This is a genomic window from Clostridium bornimense (assembly GCF_018917145.1).
In the GTDB taxonomy this organism is placed as follows: Bacteria; Bacillota; Clostridia; order Clostridiales; family Clostridiaceae; genus Clostridium_AN; species Clostridium_AN bornimense_A.
The window spans coordinates 1-3,415 of the sequence record NZ_JAHLOD010000101.1 but is presented as its reverse complement, the minus strand read 5'-3'; the positions used below and the strand labels follow the sequence as shown (position 1 = coordinate 3,415).

2 protein-coding genes are annotated in these 3,415 nt (G+C 29.4%); one reads left to right on the top strand and one right to left on the bottom strand.

The window, feature by feature from the left end; all coding sequences use genetic code 11:
- Positions 1 to 79: IS3 family transposase (locus tag KQI30_RS17655; protein ID WP_367397842.1), on the top strand; the 79-nt coding region annotated here is incomplete at its 5' end.
- Positions 80 to 175: 96 nt separating this feature from the next.
- Here the strand turns inward: KQI30_RS17655 and KQI30_RS16580 are convergent.
- Entirely contained in the window at positions 176 to 2,485 is a 2,310-nt protein-coding gene (locus KQI30_RS16580) for a starch-binding protein (RefSeq protein ID WP_216464457.1), read from the bottom strand.
- Between the last annotated feature and the right edge of the window lie 930 nt (positions 2,486 to 3,415).

Here is a 3,415-nt window from a genome sequence, read left to right as displayed (position 1 = left end):
TAATTATAGATATCAATGGAATCTAAAAAAGATGACTCCTATACAGTATAGAAATCATCTTCTTAAAAATATTGCTTAACCCCTTTTTTTGTATTGTCCTTGACAAAGGGTCCACTTTATCCATTTGTTAGCTATGCTCCTTCTTTTTATAGTTGCATTAACTTAGACTAAATTTCTATTTATATTCAGTCCAAGATCCATTGTCATAAATCATATTAGTTTTCATCTCAAACCCTGACCCATTTGCGCTTGGAGTTTGATTAGTTCCATCAGTAAAAATAACTTTTGCATATCTCCATTCTTTAGGTAATGTATAGCTATAAAGATTTTCCCCTTCTGAAGTCATTAATTCTCCTGGCCAAGAAGATATTTTTTTAACTGTTCCAGTACTATCATCATAGACATAAATTCTTGGTGTTTCCCAGTTAGATGGTTTAACAAAATATGCTACTAATGCTTCATCAGTGTTATCTTCATTATATTCATTCCAAGAACCATTATCATATAACATACTTCTACTAGTTAACTCAAGCCCTGCTTTATTTGTACCTGAAGTTTGATTAGTTCCATCAGTAAAAATAACTTTTGCATCTAAGTCATTCCACTCCTCTGGAAGAGTATAACTGTAAAGGTTTCCGCCATTTGAAGTCATTTCAACTCCTGGCCATGCTGCTATTTTCTTAACTGTTGAGTAAGTAGTATCATCATAAATATAAACTTTAGGTGTTCCCCATCTAGATGGTTTTTTGAAATAAACAACTTTTTGTTTTAATGGCTCAACCTTTGTATATCTATAGGTTTTTTCCACTTCCTTTTCGCCATAAACACCTTTTAATGTAACAGTAATATTACTACCTACGGCAGAATCTTTTCCTATAGTTATAATCTTACCATTACTATATTCTACTTCTTCTGCACCATTTATTGTATAATATGCTTTATCATAGTTTGAAGCACCTAAAGTTAAATCTAAAGTATTTGTGAAATCACAACTTTCTTTTGAAATTGAAACTTGGGGAGCATCCTCTTTATAAAAAACAGCAATTTGTCCACTTGCTACAGTACCTGTAAGTCTTCTACCTGAAACATAAAAAGTTCCACCATCAGATGCAATGCTCTTATAAGTACCATCTTCAAGATTTGTTTCTGTATTAATCTTTGCTGTTCCATCTAGATTTACTATAACTGCACCTTTATTTCCACGTTCTATTACCATAGTATTATTACTTAATGTTCTAATATATTCCTTTTCTCCAATCATTGCATTGTGGAACTTATTTACTGCTACTACATCAGTACTCTTCCACATATCATTACCAGCATTCCCCATTGTTCCTGGTAATGGATTTGAAGAACTTGATCCTGCTGGTCTATTGTAATATAGTGGTGTACCTGAATCTCTTGCTGCTACAATAGCCCATCCCATTTTATTGTACCAATCACTCATGAGACCAGTATTACTACTTGCTCCACTTCCATTTGCCGCATAATCATCATGAGTCTCTACATAAGTTACTAACTTCTTACTATCTACATTATCAGTATTATAATAACTTGAAGATGCTTGTCCTATATTCTTAGCTACATCTCTTTTATCATCAAATCCTATTCCTTTTCTTAATTCTTTAGAATAAGAATCACTATTTACATTAATATAATTAGAATAAGCACTAGTTCTTGAATTACCATTATTAGTATCTAATATCTCTCCATATATAAATAACTTATCTTTATTCTTTACGTTTTCAAGAATTGTTGGCCAAAAATCACTTCCATCTGGATCGTCTGGCAATTCTATATGTTTTGCAGCATCAAATCTGAATCCATCAGCACCGCAATCAATAGCATCATTTAAAAATGAAATTATATCATTTTGTAATGTTTTATTGGACGTATTTAAGTCCGGTAAATCCATACAATCATGAGTAATACTGTATCTATTGTTATAATCTATTCCATGTGGATTATCATATTCATGCCAAAATTCTCTAGTTTTATATTTATCCTCTATATCTTGAGAAAACTTATTTTGATTTTCAGATGTATTTGCCATATGATTACAAACAACATCTACTATAATTTTTATGCCATATTTTTCAGCTTCTTCACACATTGATTTAAATTCATCCTTAGATCCTAATTGTGCATTACCAATCTTAAAATTAGTTGGTTGATATAAAAGCCACCAATGAGCTGTAGTCATAGTATTTTCCTTAGTTCCTTGAATTGGTGATGTTTGAATAGAAGTATACCCTGCTTTTGCAATCTTAGGTAAATTCTCTTTTATTGTATTAAAACTCCAGTTCCAAGCATGTAATATTACTCCATCCCTTGTTTTACTTGCCAATCCATAATTAGTAGTAGCTTCTGTATCGGCTGCATAAACTTTAACTGGTGCTTTAAATAAACCAGTGACGCAAATTAAACCAGTTGTTAGCACCAATGTTGTTATCAAACTAGTTAATCGCTTTGACATTTTTCCCATAATGGTTCCCCCCTTTAGTTTTAACAATCTTTTTAGATTATTTAAAATTTATATTTAATTCCATTAACTAAAACTAAAAGTGTTACAAATTATCTATAAACAAATACAACAAAATAGCATAAATATAATATAAACGTAATGGAAATAAATCCACATTTATAAAATTTATTACTATTAATTTAAATTTTTCCTTTCTCTATATAAAAATTATAATCCTTTTCACAAAAAATACAATAATTTTTTTATAAATATTTAAATTATATTTAATTGTAATAAATTACATTTTTAATTTTAAAATATACGTACTTTAGCATTATTCACGCACCTATAAATGTATAATACTCTATTATCTCCAATAATTACTTATAAAAATAAGATTTTTCTTTACTGTTTTTAAGCAAATATTACAAATAAAATTCTTATAATGTAAAAAAAGGAGGTGTCGCATTAACAAATAAAAATTGTTAGCGATACCTTCTTTTATTATTGCACAAGACTAAGTAACAATTCACAGTTCACAATGTCGGTTAATTTTCCCCGGTTGGAAAAATATTATAGTCTCCTTTGGACAGCGACAATTACAATTGTGTTTATAGGCATGTTTAGTGCATATATAGAGCTATTATGATTAAGTGTTTTTTCATAAATCATGGGTTTCCACTCCAAGCTACATGAAAGCAAAGCTTTCATTAGCCCCCTGTAATAGTTATATATCAAATATAAATATCTTTAGAAAACCAATTTACTATATACCCCAAACACTCTGCACTGATATAATACCTGCACCTTGTATCTGTGCTATACACTTCTATATAAATGATATGATAAGAATGTAGAAAAATGATCATTTAAGAATGCACATTTATTTGTTATATTAATGTATAATTACCAAAGATGATATTGGAGGTAATTATGATTATAACGACAAAT

Bases quoted from the DNA above. Each gene is read 5' to 3' on its own strand.
- KQI30_RS16580 (WP_216464457.1), bottom strand. From the start codon at position 2,485: ATGGGAAAAATGTCAAAGCGATTAACTAGTTTGATAACAACATTGGTG.